This is a genomic window from Shewanella sp. SG44-6, from assembly GCF_014164185.1.
Classification (GTDB): domain Bacteria; phylum Pseudomonadota; class Gammaproteobacteria; order Enterobacterales; family Shewanellaceae; genus Shewanella; species Shewanella vesiculosa.
In genome coordinates this window covers 1-19,348 of the sequence record NZ_JACJER010000014.1, presented here as the reverse complement: position 1 = coordinate 19,348, position 19,348 = coordinate 1, and the positions used below count along the sequence as shown (strand labels likewise).

The 19,348-nt window shown below is 42.4% G+C and carries 16 protein-coding genes; 11 read left to right on the top strand and 5 right to left on the bottom strand.

Annotated elements, in window-relative coordinates; translation table 11 throughout:
- Window positions 1–121: 121 nt before the first annotated feature.
- Both H5185_RS04335 and H5185_RS04330 read left to right on the top strand, forming a co-directional pair.
- On the top strand, window positions 122–376 hold the full coding sequence (locus H5185_RS04335) for a DUF2960 domain-containing protein (protein ID WP_124015653.1): 255 nt from the start codon (window positions 122–124) through the stop codon (window positions 374–376).
- Between the two features lie 27 nt (window positions 377–403).
- Window positions 404–913 (top strand): RDD family protein, encoded by a 510-nt coding sequence (locus H5185_RS04330; protein WP_124015652.1) that lies wholly within the window; start codon window positions 404–406, stop codon window positions 911–913.
- A gap of 95 nt (window positions 914–1,008) precedes the next feature.
- On the opposite strand, the gene lptG is transcribed toward H5185_RS04330, so the two are convergent.
- Both lptG and lptF read right to left on the bottom strand, forming a co-directional pair.
- Window positions 1,009–2,067 (bottom strand): LPS export ABC transporter permease LptG, encoded by a 1,059-nt coding sequence (lptG, locus tag H5185_RS04325; protein WP_124015651.1) that lies wholly within the window; start codon window positions 2,065–2,067, stop codon window positions 1,009–1,011.
- The gene (gene lptF, locus H5185_RS04320; protein WP_182741451.1) at window positions 2,064–3,176 is read right to left on the bottom strand and encodes an LPS export ABC transporter permease LptF; all 1,113 of its coding nucleotides are present in this window, start codon (window positions 3,174–3,176) and stop codon (window positions 2,064–2,066) included. The genes lptG and lptF overlap by 4 nt, the downstream gene beginning before the upstream one ends.
- Window positions 3,177–3,449: 273 nt before the next feature.
- Between lptF and pepA the strand changes: the two genes are divergently transcribed.
- Window positions 3,450–4,958 carry a leucyl aminopeptidase gene (pepA, locus tag H5185_RS04315; RefSeq protein ID WP_124015649.1) on the top strand — a complete coding sequence of 503 codons (1,509 nt, stop codon included), beginning with the start codon at window positions 3,450–3,452 and terminating at the stop codon, window positions 4,956–4,958.
- Between the two features lie 114 nt (window positions 4,959–5,072).
- Here the strand turns inward: pepA and punR are convergent, their stop codons facing one another.
- Entirely contained in the window at window positions 5,073–5,975 is a 903-nt protein-coding gene (gene punR, locus H5185_RS04310; protein WP_182722071.1) for a DNA-binding transcriptional activator PunR, read from the bottom strand.
- Window positions 5,976–6,178: 203 nt separating this feature from the next.
- On the opposite strand from punR, the gene punC reads away from it, so the two are divergent.
- The gene (gene punC / locus H5185_RS04305; protein ID WP_182741450.1) at window positions 6,179–7,462 is read left to right on the top strand and encodes a purine nucleoside transporter PunC; all 1,284 of its coding nucleotides are present in this window, start codon (window positions 6,179–6,181) and stop codon (window positions 7,460–7,462) included.
- A gap of 675 nt (window positions 7,463–8,137) precedes the next feature.
- Window positions 8,138–8,263: a hypothetical protein gene (locus tag H5185_RS22865; RefSeq protein ID WP_259396156.1), complete on the top strand. Its 126-nt coding sequence runs from the start codon at window positions 8,138–8,140 to the stop codon at window positions 8,261–8,263.
- Between the two features lie 123 nt (window positions 8,264–8,386).
- Here H5185_RS22865 and H5185_RS04300 read toward each other — a convergent pair whose 3' ends face one another.
- Window positions 8,387–9,142: an SDR family NAD(P)-dependent oxidoreductase gene (locus H5185_RS04300; RefSeq protein WP_182741449.1), complete on the bottom strand. Its 756-nt coding sequence runs from the start codon at window positions 9,140–9,142 to the stop codon at window positions 8,387–8,389.
- Window positions 9,143–9,258: 116 nt separating this feature from the next.
- Between H5185_RS04300 and H5185_RS04295 the strand changes: the two genes are divergently transcribed.
- The 6 genes from H5185_RS04295 (at window position 9,259) to H5185_RS04270 (ending at window position 16,364) form a co-directional block, all read left to right on the top strand.
- Complete coding sequence (locus H5185_RS04295) at window positions 9,259–10,182, top strand: LysR family transcriptional regulator (RefSeq protein ID WP_182741448.1); 924 nt, start codon at window positions 9,259–9,261, stop codon at window positions 10,180–10,182.
- Window positions 10,183–10,195: 13 nt separating this feature from the next.
- Window positions 10,196–10,567: a hypothetical protein gene (locus H5185_RS04290; protein WP_182741447.1), complete on the top strand. Its 372-nt coding sequence runs from the start codon at window positions 10,196–10,198 to the stop codon at window positions 10,565–10,567.
- A gap of 85 nt (window positions 10,568–10,652) precedes the next feature.
- Window positions 10,653–11,102 carry a DNA polymerase III subunit chi gene (locus H5185_RS04285; RefSeq protein WP_182741446.1) on the top strand — a complete coding sequence of 150 codons (450 nt, stop codon included), beginning with the start codon at window positions 10,653–10,655 and terminating at the stop codon, window positions 11,100–11,102.
- 33 nt (window positions 11,103–11,135) lie between these two features.
- Window positions 11,136–14,042, top strand: coding sequence for a valine--tRNA ligase (locus H5185_RS04280; protein WP_182741445.1), 2,907 nt, complete (start codon window positions 11,136–11,138; stop codon window positions 14,040–14,042).
- 217 nt (window positions 14,043–14,259) lie between these two features.
- Window positions 14,260–14,598 carry a PBPRA1643 family SWIM/SEC-C metal-binding motif protein gene (locus H5185_RS04275; RefSeq protein ID WP_124015643.1) on the top strand — a complete coding sequence of 113 codons (339 nt, stop codon included), beginning with the start codon at window positions 14,260–14,262 and terminating at the stop codon, window positions 14,596–14,598.
- Between the two features lie 230 nt (window positions 14,599–14,828).
- Complete coding sequence (locus tag H5185_RS04270; RefSeq protein ID WP_182741444.1) at window positions 14,829–16,364, top strand: MFS transporter; 1,536 nt, start codon at window positions 14,829–14,831, stop codon at window positions 16,362–16,364.
- A gap of 647 nt (window positions 16,365–17,011) precedes the next feature.
- Here the strand turns inward: H5185_RS04270 and H5185_RS04265 are convergent.
- A partial coding sequence (locus H5185_RS04265) for an OmcA/MtrC family decaheme c-type cytochrome (RefSeq protein WP_182741443.1) occupies window positions 17,012–19,348 on the bottom strand: 2,337 nt, incomplete at its 5' end.

Here is a 19,348-nt window from a genome sequence, read left to right as displayed (position 1 = left end):
TTTTGTAGTTTGGTATCTCAAAGCCCCACGAATAGCTTAACGACTTGCAGGCAGAATCTGCATTTTTAGGTACCATATTGTTTATTTTTTACAGTGAATTACATTAATTTCAGGAGTTTACATGGCGCGCCAAGTGATTTACACCTTTAAAGGTCAAACCAAAACCATCGCTTTTAGCTACGACATACATCGCGATCTTTATGAAGCAGCCGCTGAAGCTGAAGGGATTGACTTAAAGAAATTTTTGGCCATGGAACAACAAGTTGCCTTAACGTCAAAAAAAGGCGCTAAAGCAGAAAAAGAATTTCGCAAGACCGAGTTTGCACGTTTTGGTTTTAGTAGCATTAAATTTGTTCGTGAAGATGATGATATTTAATCATTTTGATATCAATAAGGACTGTCTATGTTGAATTCAGATCATGCTAATTTCCCTCGTGCGAGTTTTATTCGACGTTTAGGTGCTATGGCGTATGATTCAATGCTCGCAGTAGCCGTTTATATGTGTGCTGGTGCCTTGGGCTTTGGGGTGTTCTTTGCTTTACAAAGCAGTGGCCTTATCGCGATGAATGGTCATGAACACGTGTCAGATCTTCTTAATAACACCCCCATTTACCATGGATTTTACCAACTCTGGATAGCGCTTTGTGTTGGCGGATTTTATGCCATATTTTGGAGTAAAGGCGGGCAAACCTTAGGTATGCGCGCTTGGCGACTCAAAGTGCAACATCCTAACGGTCAAAACCTGAGTTTTATTACCGCATGTGCTCGAATCGTGTGGTCTTTACTGGGCATTGGTAATCTATGGATTATCATCAATGATGACAAATTAGCATTACAAGACAAGATGACTCGTTCAGAAGTGGTAGTGCTGTCTGTAGAAGCCAATCAAATGCGAAATTGGCGCGGCGCATAGCACATTCACCCACGGCTAATGGGTAGTGTTAAAGCAAAAAAATGGCAACCAGAAGGTTGCCATTTTTTTACAGATTATCGATTAAATGTTCAGTGTTATTTGCGAATATAATACAAAGCTAATCCGGTAAATAACATGCTAGGAGCAATTGCACCGACTACTGCGGGCAATTCGTACACTATGCTCATAGGCCCAAATATCTCATTACTAATATAAAAGCTAAACCCAGCGACCACACCCAACAACACGCGAGCCCCCATGGTTACGGTACGTAATGGTCCAAACACAAACGATAACGCGACTAACATCATTACAGCGACGGTGACTGGCTGCATAATCTTGCGCCATAATGCCAGCTCATAACGACTCGGATCTTGTTGGTTAACTTTTAAATAATCTAAATAATCAATTAAGCCACTTATGGATAATGCTTCGGGCTTAATCGACACAACACTCAACTTATCTGGGGTTAATGTAGATTGCCACACATCGGAATCAAGAAAATCTCGCACCACTCTATCATCGACCACAGTGGTGTTCTCAACCACAGATAATTGCCAAGCATCATCCCTAAATTGAGCGCTTTTAGCATGTGTCACTCTGGTTAATTCTTGTTGGTCATTAAACTCATATAAACTAATATTATTCAGAGTATTAACGTCTTGAACCTCACCGATATTGACGAATAAATCACCATCTTTCGCCCAAATACCTCGATGAGATTTGATTAAACTCCCGCCAGATATTTTAGTCGCTTGAAGCTCTTTAGCACTTTTCTCAGCAATAGGTGCACCCCACTCCCCCAGAGCCATAACCAGAATCATCAATGGAATCGCTGTTTTCATCGCCGACTGGGTGATTTGTAAGCGCGACATACCTGAAACTTGCATCACCACTAATTCAGAGTTAGATGCCAGCATGCCCATACCAATTAGCGCACCAAGCAGCACTGCCATTGGGAAAAACATTTCAATATCTCGAGGGATCAAAAACAATACATAGATAGCAGCATCGAGCATGGTATAAGCACCCCGCCCAACCAAACGTAATTGATCAACCCACTTAATGATGCCAGATAAACCGGTCAAAATAAGTAAACATAAGCCAGATGTACTAACGATCATCCGCGCAATATACAGGTCTAATATTTTCATAGCGCCACCTGCTTACGTTTAAATAAGCCCAAGAACTTCATCCCTGTTGGTCGCTCTTTAATTAATAACAATAATCCTAACATCAGTGCTAATGCATGGATCCACCACATGCCTAAGAACTGCGGCACCACCTCATCTTGCAGTGCTTTTCGCCCTGCAATCATTAATCCGAAATAACCTAAATACAGTAAAATAGCGGGGAACATTTTGGCAAACTTCCCTTGGCGAACATTCACTCGCGCTAATGGCACGGCAATTAAGGTCAACAATGGAATTGAGATAGGGATCGCCAGTCGCCATTGAAATTCAGCCGCCGCTTCCGACCCTGGGGTATCCAATAGTTCATTGACTGGCAGCGCAGAAAGTTTACGTCGGCGCTCATCGACTTCTTGTTCTTTGATTTCCATTTTATAGCCGCCAAACTCAATTACTTGTAATTCGAGTGATTTAGGGCTGCCTTGATAACGAAAACCATTGTCGAGTTGTAATTGTTGACTACCGATATTATCTTCAACCACCCGACCTTTTTTGGCCACAACAATATTAGTTAAGCCATTCTCATCTTCTGGGTCTGGCAATTGCGCGACAAAAACTTTATCTAACGTATTGTCTTTATTTATTTTTTCAACAAACAATACCGCGCGGCCATTTGGGCTTGCTTGAAAACGGCCTTGAGTTAGTGCAGCAAGACCAGCTTCAGACTGAGCCTTTTCTAGCACTTGATTTTGGCGTTCTTCTGCCCAAGGTCCGACGTAAACAGACAAATAGGCCGTGAACAATAAATTAGCAAATGCGACTAATAACGTTACTCGAGTGACATACCACTCACTGACACCAACACCATGCAAAACGACCATTTCATTTTCAGAATACATGCGCCCGAGAGCCAACAATATCCCTAAAAAGAAACTCAGCGGTAACACCAATACGGTTAATTGAGGCAAGTTTAAGCCCAATAATGTCATCACTAAAGAAGCCGGAAATTCACCATCTGAGGCATCTGCCAACACGCGCACAAACTGTTGGCTAATAAAAATAGTTAGCAGTACCAAAAGTACCGCAAATTGCGCTTTTAAAACTTCACTAATAAGATATCTAAATACAATCACAAGTATGATCCGGTGGCTAAACTTATCTTTTTACTGGTATCAGAGCAACTTTCATGTAAACTGACTACTTTCAGCAGTTTTGCTAGTTTTCTGACCAGCGCGGAAGGTGCTTTGGGGTCAAGGTTAACATCTATTTGGGCTGCCAATTTGCGCCTCTTTTTCGTTAATAATCCCAAACAGTTATCACCTTTTCGTTGATTATATGCCAGATGGCCTAATGCAAACATTATCTAATAAATATAAAAATTTGTCTTTAAGAATCTAGGAGTGCTCATGGAGTTTAGCGTAAAGAGCGGTAGCCCCGAAAAGCAACGTTCAGCCTGTATCGTTGTTGGCGTTTACGAACCTCGCCGTCTGTCTGGTATCGCAGAGCAATTGGATAAAATCAGTGAAGGTTACATTAGTAACCTCCTTCGTCGTGGTGACCTTGAAGGTAAACCAGGACAAATGTTGCTATTGCATCATGTACCAAACGTATTGAGTGAACGTGTTTTACTGGTTGGTTGTGGCAAAGAGCGTGAGCTAGACGAGCGCCAATACAAACAAATTATCACAAAAACCATCAGTACCCTAAATGAAACCGGTTCAATGGAAGCTGTTTGCTTCTTAACTGAACTGCATGTCAAAGGCCGCGACACCTACTGGAAAGTTCGTCAAGCCATTGAAAGCACACAAAATAGCTTATATTCATTTGATGCATTAAAAACCCGTAAAGGCGAAACTCGTCGTCCATTACGTAAAATGGTATTTAACGTGCCAACACGTCGTGAATTAACTATTGGTGAGCGTGCCATTGAACACGGCACCGCAGTATCTGCAGGTATGCATTTGTGTCGTGATGTCGCAAACATGCCACCGAATATTTGCAATCCAGCTTACTTGGCTTCACAAGCCCGCCAAATGTCTGAAGTTTACGAAAGCTTGAAAGTGACCACCATAGGTGAAGAGCAAATGGCCAAGTTAGGCATGAACTCTTATTTAGCCGTAGGCCGTGCAAGCAGTAACGAATCAATCATGACCGTGATGGAATATCAGGGCGCGGTTGATAGCACCGAAAAACCTATTGTGCTTGTCGGTAAAGGATTAACCTTCGATTCTGGCGGAATTTCATTAAAACCTGGCGAAGCCATGGATGAAATGAAATACGACATGGGCGGCGCTGCTGGTGTGATTGGCACCATGAAAGCACTATGCGAAATGAAGTTGCCTATCAACGTCATTGGTATTTTAGCCGGTTGTGAAAACATGCCTGCGGGTAATGCTTACCGTCCTGGTGATATTTTAACGACTATGTCAGGTCAAACAGTTGAAGTGCTTAATACCGATGCTGAAGGCCGCTTAGTATTGTGTGATGTATTAACTTACGTTGAACGCTATGATCCTGAATTAGTGATTGATACAGCGACCTTAACCGGTGCCTGTGTTATTGCACTCGGTAAACATGCGTCTGGCTTATTCAGTTCACACAACCCATTAGCCCATGAGCTATTAAATGCTGGTGAGCAAAGCGGTGACCGCGCGTGGCGCATGCCGTTATGGGATGAATATCAGGACATGCTAGACAGCCCATTTGCTGACATGACAAACTTAGGTGGTCGCCCAGCTGGGTCGATTACTGCGGCGTGTTTCTTGTCTCGCTTCACCAAAAAGTACAACTGGGCGCATTTAGATGTCGCAGGTACAGCTTGGAACAGCGGCGCGAATAAAGGCTCTACTGGTCGTCCGGTACCGATTTTAAGCCAATTCTTAATTAATCGTGCTGGAGTTGAAATCAACGAGTAATCGTTTGGTTTATTTAAGTACATATTGAAAGGGTAAAGCCTCGTGCTTTACCCTTTTTTGTTATCAATCAGGTAAATTAAAATACAAGCTCACCCACATGATTGATGTCATCGATTAGGCTAACCATTGACGATGTAATTGCTCACTATCACCTAGGTAATCTAATACCCAAGCCAATGCAGGTGACATTTGATCGTCATTCCAAGCTAAACAACAAGCACTAGGCTGTTTCACTTTATGCAGTTTTTTACACACTAATTGACCAGATTTAATCAAAGGTGCAGCCAAATGTTCTGGCATGTAACCAATCCCCAGTCCTTCAACAAAACAGTTAATTGCGCTGTGCCAGTCAGGCACCACTAACCGTCGCTGATTCGTTAACAACCAAGTGATCCGCTTGGGGATCTCACGGGAAGTATCTTCAAGACAAATAGATGGAAAACCTCGTAACTCATCATCACTTAGTGGACGCATTATCTTGGCTAATGGATGCCCTGCACTGACCACAAACAGCCAATCAATATTACCCATGTTAGTGTATTTGAATGTCCCGCCAACGGGATTTGCAGTTGTCGCACCAATGGCGATGTCACTTAAGCCTTTGGCAAGCGCTTCCCAAACACCGTTAAAAACTTCGATACGAATAATCAGTTCAACATCATGAAACTGTCTGTAAAAATCTGCGATTAATGCATGCATGCTGTCAGTTCTGGCAATATTATCTAGCGCAATAGATAACATAGGTTTCCACCCATTAGCGACTCTAAGGGTATCTCGTTTCATCAATTCCATCTCGCTAAGAAACTGACGTGCTTTGGCTGCAAAATGTTTTCCCGCAGGAGTAAGGCTAACGCTTCTATGGTGGCGAATAAATAGTTCAACCCCGAGTTCTGTTTCAATTTGCTTAACTGAGTAGCTTATAGCAGACGGTACTTTATGCAGTTTTTTTGCTGCAGCAGTAAAACTGCCAGTTTGAGCAACAACATCAATTAGCTCAAATATTTGTTGTGAAAGCATATCTATTTAACTCATTTAATGGCGGTATTCATGGGATATAACAGGACAAAATGAATCATGTGCTAAGGGCATAATCGGATTCAATTATGCTTTACAACAAGCATCCAATCAAATTTTTTGATGACAGAATTCAAAAATAAACGTTTTAAGCTAATTAAGTAAACCATTAAGCTAACAGGCTTTATTGAAACAACGAAAAAGACATGTTTAAAATGAGTAGCAACGACCTAATAATTAACAAAAAAAACACTAACATTACATTTTACCTCTTCCTGTTTTATTTAGCCTTAATGAGTATGTTAGGTTTCATTGCTACCGACATGTACCTGCCATCATTCAAATCTATTGAAGGGACTTTTAATGCCAGCACTTCTGAAGTGGCCATATCGTTAACCAGCTTTTTGGCAGGACTTGCAATTGGACAGTTATTATATGGACCATTAGTCCATAAAATAGGTAAACGTAATTCACTGTTTATTGGCTTAAGCGTATTTATGTTGGCAAGTGCACTGATTGCACTCAGTGACAGTATGATGGCGATGAATATTGCCCGCTTCTTCCAAGCGATTGGCGCTTGCAGTGCCGCAGTCATTTGGCAAGCGATTGTGATAGAACAATACCCAGCCGATAAAGCTCAAAATATTTTCTCTAATATTATGCCTTTAGTGGCATTATCTCCGGCATTAGCGCCCATTGCTGGCGCAATGATACTGAATAGTTTTGGCTGGCGCGCGGTGTTTATTAGCTTGTGTATTATAGCTGTGCTGTTGATTGTCATGACCTCTATTTTTGTCCCCAAAGAAACTGTGAGCTTGCATAAAAGTAAGCCTAATATTGGCTATCAACAATTACTGGCTAATACACGATACTTAGGTAATGTGATCATTTTTGGCGCCTGTTCTGGTGCTTTCTTTGCTTACCTAACGCTTTGGCCTGCGGTGATGGAACAGTATGGTTATGCTGCGACTGAAATTGGCTTAAGTTTTATACCTCAGACCATTATGTTTATTGTTGGTGGCTACTCGAGTAAGTTGCTGATTAAAAAGTGGGGAACTCAAGTCAGCTTGAACTGTTTACTTATTTTCTTTGGTTGTTGTGTTACAGCCATTTTTGTATCCAGCGTAATCCTCGATACTGAAACGATCTTACCACTGCTAGTTGCATTTTCATTACTCGCAGGAAGCAATGGCGGTATTTACCCGATTGTGGTTAATAATGCCCTGCAACAATTCAGCAATAACGCATCCAAAGCTGCTGGTTTACAAAACTTTCTTCAAATCACCATCGCTTTTGGGGCATCAAGCTTGGTTGCCGTGTGGGCGAGTGCTGGCGATAATGCCATTGGTTGGGGAATTCTAGCCTGCTCCATTCTGGTTGTGGTAGGCCACTGTATTAAAAGTCATGATTCTTGGGCGAGCATTCGCGAGAATTTTACCTTTCCCGACCCGGCAAGACTATCTCAAGCCTTCACTAAACATGATCAATAACTGTGATGTGGCGATAAAATAATCATCATATTTTAGGTTGTTTATCGAACAATTTAACGCTAACGCTCATAGTCAAATTAACAATCACAAGGAAGTGATTGAATGATGTGAATCAACCACTTGATAATGTCATTAGCAGTGGCATACAAATAAAGAAGCGGTTACTTTGCATATACGCCAACCAACGAGCTCTTTGCAAAAGACCATCCGCAAGTTCATTTCATCCCCCATCCTTTACCCTATTTAGTTACCTAGACGATGACCGTTTAAACGGTTTTTCAATCGATATTATTCAAGCGATGATGGAATATACCCAGCCAACATTGAAATGCCTCCCCTTAATAGAGCTTTTCAGTTATTAAAGTCGCAACCAAACACGGCGTTATTTGTCATTGCTAAAAGGCCGGAAAGAGAAGTAAACATGAAATGGGCAGGCCCCATGATTAGTAGCGGAGTGTATTTTTACCAAAAGCGTAATTACGGACTATCACTAGCAGATTTAGAAGACATAAAACGTGTCCGAAATGTTGGTGTAGTGCTTGGTAATGCTGAGCACCGACTTAGATTCCCAAGGCTTCACCAACCTCAGTACTGACAAATCCCAATTGCAATCGCTCAAAATGCGCAGTTACGGCAGAGTTGATGTTGCACCTATGAGCGAGCTAGTGATGCCTTTTGGCAAAAGCAGCCGATATCGATATCAACTCAATAGAGCGTACTCCTATTAAGTTGTACGACTCTATCTTATATATCGCATTTTCAAACGACACTTCTGATGAGGTTATTGCACTATGGCAGTAAGTATTTGATGAGTTAACATCATCAGGGATGTACCAAACCATTTAGCAAGATTATTTTCCAACTGATACCGATTTTACTAAGCGATAATAAGCTTACTGCTGGTTATCATCACTTCACCATTAATTACAAATGAATTCCTCCAGACACTTCAATTCTCTGGCCATTTAACCACTGTGCTTCGTCGCTTAATAGCATCAACATAGCCTTACCAATATCATCCGGCAAACCAACACGACCAAGTGCCGTTTTTGATGCGATAGACTCATTTAGTGCAGTATTATCACGCACAACACCACCGCCAAAATCGGTTTCTATTGCCCCGGGCGCTAAGGTATTGACACTTATTTGACGTGGCCCAAGCTCCAAAGCTAAATAGCGGGTCATTACTTCTACACCTGCTTTCATCATGGCATAAGCACAGAACCCCGTTTCACTAAAACGAGTTAACCCAGAGCTCACATTAATCACTTTGCCACCATTGTTTATTAAAGGAAGTAACGATTGAGTGAGAAAAAAAGCTCCCTTTAAATGCACATTCATTAATCCATCAAACTGAGCTTCAGTTGTGTCTGCAAATGCAGCGAACTCACCCATTCCAGCGTTGTTAATCAATGCATCAATATTCTCGCGTTCAAAATACTGCCTTAGTAAGTCAGATAGCTCATTTTTAAATGAGCCAAACATGGAAACATCGCCAACATTCAGCGGTAATGCAGCAGCTTTTTGCCCTAACCAACGTATGCTTGCCACAACCTCATCCGCAGCCTCCTTGTTATGTAAATATGTAATCACAACATCCATGCCTTTAGCCGCTAACATTAATGCGGCATTCTTGCCTAAACCACGACTACCGCCAGTAACTAACACCAATTTATTCATATATGCCTCTTATTCATCTCACAGAAGTGCAATGATAATAAAACACTCACCTACTATGATAAACAGCATAAAAGTGACATTATTGTTTGCTTTATACGAACAACAACAAGGTGAGTATGAATAAATTTGAAGCCATGAGACGGTTTGTTCATGTCGCGCAAACCGGTAGCTTTACGCAGGCTGCTGCGGCATTGCACTTACCTAAATCGAGCATTTCAGCTGCCGTCGAGTCATTAGAGCAACTATTGGGCACTCGACTTTTTCAGCGCAGTACCCGGCGGGTGACGCTAACCCATGATGGGGCTGTCTATTTGGCACAATGTCGACAAATATTGCACGATATAGATGCTTTAGAAAGTCAGTTTCAGCATGAAAATGACAGTGTACGAGGGGTCATAAAAGTCGATATGCCGAGTCGTTTTGCCAATAAAACCGTACTGCCTCGACTCAGCGAATGGTGTGAGCGTTATCCCCATGTCAATATTGTCATTAGCAGCACCGATTATCATATCGATCCAATAAAGTCTGGGGTTGATTGCCTGATCAGAGTAGGACATCAAGGCAACAGCTTACTGATAGCCAGACCCTTAACTCAATATCGCATTATCAACTGCGTTAGCCCAACCTATATCCAACACTATGGTACGCCAAGCACCTTAGCAGACTTACAACACCACAGGATGATTGGCTACGTTCCGACAGTGAATCATAGCGCCTCTATTGATTATAATTCGGCCGAGTTTGACTATGTAGAACAAGGGCAGAATTGCCAGCTCACGGTTCCAAGTGTGATATCGGTGACTAATTCCGACGCTTATACCTCGGCATGTTTAGCTGGGCTGGGTATTGCGCAAATTCCACAAATGGGGGTAACAGACTACTTAAATACTGGTCGTTTAATCCGAATTTTGCCTAAATTTGAAGCCGCTCCCATGCCAGTGAGTATCTTGTACCCTTCACGCAGACAACTACCTAAGCGCCTAAGTTTGTTTATGGACTGGCTCGACAATATTGTTAAAACCGCAGTAATGAATCAATAAACAGGGTAAATTAATGGCCATGACTCGTCAGCAACACAAAGTACATTTAATTGATAATCAAAAAATAGCTGCCTGTTACGACCGCTTCAGCACTCGTTTTAGCTTATCAGTCAATCAGCAACAAGTTTATAGTCGACTACTACTGCTAGGCCCATGGCGTAAACAGCTAATAATGATTAATAACATCCCCTATAATTTAACCATTAGATGGTTTGTACTGTGGCGTTCAAGCTTAACGCCAGATCACCCATCTCCTCAACGTCCATCCATCACAGAGCTATTACCGCAACGGCGTAGAAAATCCATTGTGATAGCGATATATGCCGGATTAATAAGCGCGATTAAACTCACGTTGGTGATATTGAGCTATTCTAACCTCATATAAATATCGCACCTCACAGCCATTAACCCACGGCCTATTTTAGTGTAAACTCGAGTTCATCTTTTTAACCTGTTAAAAGCATCACTACATGACTCAAGCCTTGTTTTACCTTATGCCTGATAATCATAATCAAATGAGTGCATTAGATGCGCTGTATTTAGCTGCGTGCAGGTTAGCTGAACAACAATATCACCAACAAAAAACCGTCTACATTCACTGCAAAGACAAACAGCAAGCGTATGCAATTGACGAATTACTGTGGCAATTTGAGCCCAACGCTTTTGTACCACACAACTTAAAAGGTGAAGGCCCGATGACGGGCGCACCTGTGGAAATTGGTTTTGATACCTTAGGGCCAAATAAAAGTCGCCAAGTTCTGATTAATCTTGCAGACCAAATGCCCAGTTTTGCGGTAAACTTGCCCCATATTATCGATTTTGTCGCTAATGATGACGAACTCAAGCGCATTGCTCGCAATCGCTACCGTCAATATCAGAATGTAGGCATTACGCCCAGCACTCAAACATTAGCTGAATAAACACTTAATTTAGATAGAGAACATAACGCTCCTATGGAAAAAACATACAACCCAAAGTCTATCGAACAAGCCCTTTACCAAAACTGGGAAGAGCAAGGTTACTTCAAGCCGCATGGTGATGAATCAAAAGGCAATTACTGCATCATGATCCCGCCACCGAATGTAACTGGTAGCTTGCACATGGGTCATGCCTTCCAAGATACCATCATGGATACCCTTACCCGCTTTGAGCGCATGAAAGGTAAAAATACCTTGTGGCAAGTCGGCACCGACCACGCGGGTATCGCGACGCAAATGTTGGTTGAGCGTAAGCTTGAAGCCGAAGAAGGTAAAACTCGCCATGATTTAGGCCGTGACGCTTTTATTGATAAAGTGTGGGACTGGAAAGAACAGTCTGGTGGCACTATTACCAAACAGCTTCGCCGCATGGGCGCATCAGTTGACTGGGATCGCGAACGTTTCACTATGGATGAAGGCTTATCAAAAGCCGTTCAAGAAGTGTTTGTTCGCCTGTACGATGATGAATTGATTTATCGTGGTAAGCGCCTAGTTAACTGGGATCCAAAGCTACACACCGCCATTTCAGATCTGGAAGTTGAAAACAAAGAGAAGCAAGGCCACATGTGGCATTTTCGCTATCCTTTGGCCCAAGGCGCATTAACTAGCGATGGTAAAGATTACCTAGAAGTCGCCACGACTCGCCCAGAAACCATGCTAGGTGACAGCGCAGTAGCCGTGCATCCAGATGATGAACGTTATCAGTCATTAATCGGTAAATTCATTCTATTGCCTGTCGTAAACCGTTTAGTACCGATTGTTGCCGACGATTATGTCGACATGGAATTTGGTACTGGTTGTGTAAAAATCACTCCCGCCCATGACTTTAACGACTATGAAGTTGGTAAACGCCATCAACTGCCTATGTACAACATCTTCACCTTAGATGCCGCCGTACGTAGTTTTGTTGAAGTGATAAACACTGATGGCACCCCAAACAAAGACATCGAAATGGCCTTACCAGAGCGTTATGCTGGCCTGGATCGTTTTAAAGCCCGTGATGCTATCGTGGCTGAATTTGACAGCTTAGGTCTACTTGAGAAAGTTGCTCCGCACGGCTTAAAAGTGCCTTATGGCGATCGCTCAGGTGTGGTAATTGAACCATTATTAACCGACCAGTGGTACGTGGCCGTGCAGTCAATGGCCAAAACGGCGATTGAAGCAGTTGAGAATGGCGACATCAAATTTGTACCGCAACAATACGAAAATATGTACTTCTCGTGGATGCGCGATATTAAAGACTGGTGTATTTCACGTCAACTTTGGTGGGGACACCGAATTCCAGCTTGGTACGATGAAAACGGTAAAGTCTACGTTGGCCGTAACGAAGCTGAAGTCCGCGCTAAACACAAATTTGCCGACTCAATAATATTACGTCAAGACGATGACGTATTAGACACTTGGTTTAGCTCGGCATTATGGACTTTCTCAACCTTAGGTTGGCCTGACAACTTAGAAGACTTAAAAACCTTCCACCCAACCGACGTGTTGGTCACAGGTTTTGACATCATCTTCTTCTGGGTTGCGCGGATGATCATGATGACCATGCACTTCATTAAAGATGAAGATGGCAAGCCACAAGTACCATTTAAAACCGTTTACGTTACCGGTCTTATCCGTGACGAAGTCGGCAATAAAATGTCAAAGTCTAAAGGTAACGTACTTGATCCATTAGACATGATTGACGGTATCGAGCTTGAAACCTTAGTTGAAAAGCGTACTGGCAACATGATGCAACCGCAACTGGCGGCAAAAATTGAAAAAAGTACCCGTAAAGAGTTTGCCGACGGCATTGAAGCTCATGGTACCGATGCACTGCGCTTTACCTTAGCTGCAATGGCTTCAACCGGCCGCGACATCAACTGGGACATGAAACGTCTTGATGGTTACCGCAGTTTCTGTAACAAGTTATGGAATGCGTCACGTTACGTGTTAATGAACACTGAAGTGCAGACAGATCCAGATAGCGATGAAGCTGGTGAGCCTTTAGATTGCGGTCAACTATTAGTTGATGGCAAACCAGGTGCGATGGAATTGTCGCTAGCCGATCGTTGGATCATTGGTTTATTTAACCAAACCGTGAAAACCGTTGAAGACCATATGGCAGCTTACCGTTTCGACTTAGCCGCTAACACCTTATACGAGTTCACTTGGAATCAATTCTGTGACTGGTATTTAGAATTAACCAAGCCTGTTATGCAAAATGGCACTGAAGCGCAAATGCGCGGCACTCGCCACACTTTGGTCAATGTGCTTGAAAAAATGCAGCGTTTAATGCATCCATTTATGCCGTACATTACCGAAACGATTTGGCAACGCGTTAAACCGTTAGCAGGCGTCACTGGTGACACCATCATGCTAGCATCGTTCCCAACTTATCAAGCAGATCAGGTTGATGCGACCGCGATGGCCGATCTTGAATGGGTTAAGCAAGTGATTGTAGCGGTACGTAATATTCGTGCAGAGCTTAATATAGCCCCATCAAAGCCGCTTAATGCGTTACTGCGTGGTGTCAGCTACGAAGATCGTATACGTCTTGAAGCAAACCAAACATTCTTTGCTAGTTTGGCTAAACTCGAGACGATGACTATTTTAGCGGAAGGTGAAACGGCACCAATGTCGAGTACTCAGTTAGTCGGCAATATGGAGCTATTAATCCCAATGGCAGGTTTGATCGATGTTGGCGCCGAAATGGCCCGTATCGATAAACAGCTAGAAAAGCTTGCTCAAGAAATTGCCCGTATTGAAGGTAAATTATCTAATCAAGGTTTTGTGGCTAAAGCCCCTGCGGCAGTTATAGATAAAGAACGCGCTAAGATGGCAGATTTAACTCGTGACATTGAAAAATTAAACGAACAAAAAGTCGAATTAGCTAAGATTTAACTGAAAGCCTCTATTTACCTTGGGGTTTACTCAGTTTACACAAAGCGTTCTATAAAAAACCAGCGAGTAATTCGCTGGTTTTTTATCTTTGTTGATGTGACTCATGGCAATAATTAACGCTTTATTTTGTTCAAAATTGAAACTTTGATATCTCACTTTACATTTTTGGTGTATAAGCTTCGGCCAATATCATCATTCTATTTAATGGGCTAAAACCATGTCTGATAAATTCTTTTTTAAAGGTCGTCAAACCCCTAAGCCGGCTTATGGCGAAAGTGGTTATAACACCAAGCGCACAGCTAAACCTGGTACAGAAGCATTACCACTTAAGTTGTCTGTGCAAACCGAGGCGCGTAAAACGGAAGTTGCCGCAATGGTTGCTGAAAAACAACTCTTTGCCAATATCACTATTGATGCTGACAAGCCTGAAAACATTATCGAATTAAGTGGTTTATTGAATAAACCTAAAACGGTAAAGTCTGAAGCTAAGCCTAATCGCAATGATGCTTGTCCTTGTGGCAGTGGTAAAAAGTACAAAAAGTGTTGTGGTGCCTAAACCGTAACAACAAGCTTAGCCCTGAGTATTTGCATTTCTATCTCAACATCCAAATGAGCATGGCCGTTAAGCAGTTATAGATTTTTAAGCTGTTACGAGCCAATGATTAAATAAAAAAGCGGATCATTTGATCCGCTTTTTTATTGGTTTTGGATATTTCTGCAGAACTTAGGTAAAGTGTCAGCCTTTGTTATAAAAATGATATAGAACATAAAATAAAAGGGTGACTTATGAGCACTAATTCACACTCAGGCAACGATCTGAGTGAAGTAAAACAATTGGGAATGTGGGCCTCTATCACCAGTCTTGGCTATATATTTTGGCTTGTTGGCGGCATGGAGCTGGTTGAACGTATCGCCTATTATGGCGTCAAGGCCAGTGCAGGCTTATACGCTAAATCTCCGGTGTCACAAGGCGGTTTAGGCATCGACTTGCACGACTACGGTATTATTCTTGCTGTTTGGGCAATGCTACAAACCTTTATTCCTGTTATCACTGGCGGAATTTCTGATCGTGTAGGATATAAAGAGACTATCTTTGTGTCCACGATTATAAAAATTTCGGGTTACCTCACCATGGCTTTACTGCCCAATTTTTGGGGTTTCCTTATTGGTGCGATGTTACTCGCTGCAGGTACAGGGGTCTTTAAACCCGGTATACAAGGCACTTTAGTGCTGTCGACAAAACGCGAGAACACCTCTATGGCTTGGGGGATTTTCTACCAGGTCGTTAACATTGGTGGCTTTCTCGGCCCATTGGTGGCGGTGCACATGCGTCAGCTATCTTGGGACAACGTCTTTTATGCTTGCGCCGCGATAATCTCATTTAACTTCTTATTTTTACTGGCTTATAAAGAGCCGGGTAAAGCTGATCGCATAGAGCGTGCACGCCAAGTAAAGTCAGGAGAACGGCAACAAGAAGCACTGTGGAAAGATGCCTTAAGAGAACTTATAAAACCGATAGTAATTTACTACATGCTGGTGTTTGCTGGTTTTTGGTTTTTATATAATTCACTGTTTGACGTATTACCGATCCACATTGCCGAGTGGGTTGATACTAGCGTTATTGTCACCTCGCTATTTGGCCCTGAAGGCACCAGTAACGGCATATTACAGTTCTGGTTGGGATTAAATAATGACGGAACTAAGGTCATGCCAGAAGGCATGCTAAACCTGAACGCCGGTATGATCATGACCACCTGTTTTTTAGTGGCCGCGTTTACCGCAAAATACCGGATCACCACCACTATGCTATTTGGCTGCATCTTAAGTATTGCCGCGATTATGTTAGTGGGCGTATTTAATGCGGCATGGATGATTGTGCTGGCAATTGTGATGTTTTCTTTCGGTGAAATGATGATTAGCCCAAAGAAAAACGAGTTTATGGGTAATATTGCCCCTGAAGGCAAAAAAGCCATGTACTTAGGCTTTGTCATGTTGCCGCAAGGGATTGGTTGGACATTAGAAGGCTACTTTGCCCCTAAGCTTTACCAAATTTACGCCTCTAAAGAGATCATCTCTCGAAATGAACTGGTTAGCCGTGGCATGAGCCAAGTAGATGTTGATAGCATTCCGCAAGGTGAAGCCTTTATGCGCTTAGTCGACTTTACTGGCATTGAAGCACAACCCCTAACGCATATGCTTTATGAAGCCAATAATATCGGCATGGCTTGGTATATTATCGGTGCGATTGGGATTATTTCTGCGGTGGGTATTTTTATCTATGGAAAATGGTTATTGACCATGCAACGCCAACAAGCAGCGTAATTAAACAGATGGCATACACTTACCAGTAGGTTTATGTTGATGAATAAAAAGGGAAGCAGCAATGCTTCCCTTTTGTTTTCTTGTCCTAAATACATTGGTCGTTTTTAATCAACACCTAAGAAAACGACCCTGTAGTTAACGTCAATCTTATTAACCCTGTTCTCATTAGCGACTCTGTTTATTGCCTATTTGTCGCTACTGTACCTCAAATGGCATCCGCAAAATAACAGACGAGAGCCTGCAACCTCAATAACTTACAGATTTATGTATCCAGCTAATGAAGCCATCGTCTGTTGTAGGTAAACACCGCCACGCTTCATGATGCAATTAAGGTCAATACGGCATTAACCTCAATTCAGTGGCCAATTAAATAGCGATAACTCAAGCTGCTAGCTTTCAGAATTGATTGAGTTGATTAGATTGAGTTGGTTAGATTGAATTGGATTGAGTCGAATTGGATTGAGTCGAATTGAACTGGGCTGGATTAAATCTAATCAGCTTGGATAGCTAATTTTTCGAGTAGTTATACTGATCACGGATGAGCATTAAGTGCTTATACCCTGATAGATAAAATGAATAAAAAAGGAGGCATTGCTGCCTCCTTCTTACTTACTTTCTTAAGTGATGATTAAGAAGTTATTTTATAACTAGTGCGCTGCACCTGAGTGAACTTTATCAAGACCATAAGTTTTACCTTCAGCATGACAAGTCGCACAAGACTCAATTGGTACACCGGCAGCAGACATTACGTTATCACCAGTAACTGTCGCACCATTACTCTTGAAGTGAGCTAGAGCAGCAGGACCAGAGTGAGCGTGACAACTACGACATGCTTCAGCGACAGGAGAAATAAATTCGCCACCACTGATTGCAATTGCAGTTCTACCAGATGTTAACGTACCAGTACCAGAGAAGAATGGCATAGCATCTCCCGCAGCATTGGCATCTTTATGACAAGCTTGGCAATTTGTTTTAGTTGCAGGATAGTTAACCCAAGTTTCACCATCTGTACCTAAGTAAATGCCAGCACCTGTGCTACCTGCAAACAAACCACTGTGGAAACGGTGAGCAACAGTAACTAAGTCACGATTGGTATAAGTTAATCCTTCAACCACTTCAAACGTAGGTTCGCCATCAGCATCTACACCAGCTTGCTTGTAAACATCAGCATGATATGAACCTGCATAGTTGTTGTTATGACAATCAGCACATTGTGTAAAGTTAGTCACACCATGGTTAGGTGATTTAATGTGAGATAAGTTGCCATGACAAGCATTACATTTAGCTTCATCAGCCGTTGTACGGTCGTTACCAGCCTGTGTAGGTGAGGTATAAGCTGTCAACTCAGGACTAACGAAACGTAGATTGTCCTCAGTTAATACGCCTTTAGCCGCAACTGCATCAAACATAAAGAACTTAGTCACTATGTTTGCTGGAACAGGTACATCACAAGCACCAGTATCGGTACCTGCACCTTCAGCTAGTTTGGTATTAACAACAACCATATCGGTCGTTGTATTGCCACACATGTTCATTTCAGAAGAAACTGAAAGTATTTTGCCGTCTAACTGGTTAGGGTTAAGTGCTTTAGTTAAGGTTAACTTGCCACTTTGAACCACGAACATTTCAGGATTAGAAGCAGTATTGATACTTAAGCCACGCACATAATCGCCATTGCTATCAAGTGTACCGATTAAAATATCATCGCCTGCTTTAGCTTTGTTTAAGTACTGAGTTAAATCAGTACCATCAGCCGCAACCGCACCATTTAATTTAACATCAATGATGACAGTTAATACGTCTGATGCGACTTCAGCTGAAGCGACTTCTAGTACCAAACCATTTTCAAAGGCTGCACGGCGGTCAACGCTGTGAGCTTGCATTGGGCTTAAACTACCAGCGCCATGACAACCTGAACAATTCGCGTCACTTGCTGGCACAATACCTCTGTGATTTTCACCAGTCTTTAAGTTCACATTGACGTGACATGACAAACAGGCTTCTGCATAGATATTGTCGTTCCACTGGGTGCCACTATCATGACAAACAGTACATTCGTTTAACTCAGCAGGAAATCCGATTCCACCAAACATATCTTTGGCGTCACCAGTTAGAGAGTCAGCAATATGATGACCCGCATGAATGGTATGGATCATGGCATTGAAGTTGACGTTAAAACCAACTGCAGGGTCGTCTTGTCCACCAGCATAAGCAGGATTATGACAAGCTACACAATTTTCAACTTTTTGGTAATTATGATGAGCACCAATGTTGCTAATGCGCATATCAGTATCAGCGTAACCTTCCATTGGGCTATGACATTTAATACATGCAGCATTAGACACTGAGTCTTTTGCAGAAATAGCAAGTTCGCCAGTAGCAGGAATAAAATCAACCGGAGTTGATAAAATCTTATCACTTACTGCTGTACCATCAGCCATAGTAACGTCATAAACACGGATCATCACCCGCACTAAATCGTTTGCATCACCACTTGCTAGTACCACAGGCGCATTACCATCATGTGCCCAAGAACCAGTATAAGTACCTGGGTTAGCAGGATCTTCAACTAATGTACATGCATCAACGACAGACCCATCACGTGCTGTCGTACTACCCTCTAAATTACAATACATGCTGCTACCAAAATCATTAGCAAGTGCATGGTTTGTCCATAACATTGGCGCACCAGTGTCAGTAGTATTCGCTGATTGACTGGTCACATATAACGCTACTCTCTCGAGTCCTGAATATGGAACGTCCGCTCCGCCACTTCCTTTACCTGTTGCAGTAAATTTGAGGCTAAAAGGATCTGTACCTACTACTACAATATCTGTAGGAGCCAGTGTTAAGGTAAAGTCATAGGCATTTTCAACTGTTGTAACGACTGAACCAGCTGGTGTACCTGGAGTTCCATCAGCACCCGGTGCTCCAGGAGTACCTGCTTCACCTTGGGCACCATCACTGCCATCAGATCCACAACC